At 63.9% G+C, this 266-nt stretch carries 1 protein-coding gene; it reads right to left on the bottom strand.

Translation table 11 applies throughout. The annotated features are described in order from the left end of the window. Positions 1-266 (bottom strand): DnaJ C-terminal domain-containing protein (locus AAEY83_RS15715; RefSeq protein ID WP_351060433.1); only part of this gene is annotated, 266 nt, incomplete at both ends.

Below are 266 nucleotides of genomic sequence, written 5' to 3'. Positions count from 1 at the left end.
GCACGAACAGATACCCGCGTTCGCCGGCCTTGTTCAGCAGGCCATGGCCCTTGGCGCGCATGCGCTGGCCGTTCTGGCTGCCGGCCGGGACCTTGAGGTTGATCTTGCCGGTCAGGGTCGGCACGGCCACTTCAGTGCCCAATGCCAATTCCCACGGAGCCAGGGGCAAGGTGATGATCAGGTTTTCGCCTTCGACATCGAATTTCGGGTGCGGCGCAAACCGGATGGTCAGGTACAGGTCGCCATTCGCCCCGCCACCGATACCC

The organism is Psychrobacter sp. TB20-MNA-CIBAN-0197 (assembly GCF_040309765.1).
Classification (GTDB): domain Bacteria; phylum Pseudomonadota; class Gammaproteobacteria; order Pseudomonadales; family Moraxellaceae; genus Psychrobacter; species Psychrobacter submarinus.
The sequence above is the reverse complement of the archived record's forward strand: the minus strand, read 5'-3'. Positions and strand labels throughout refer to the sequence as shown.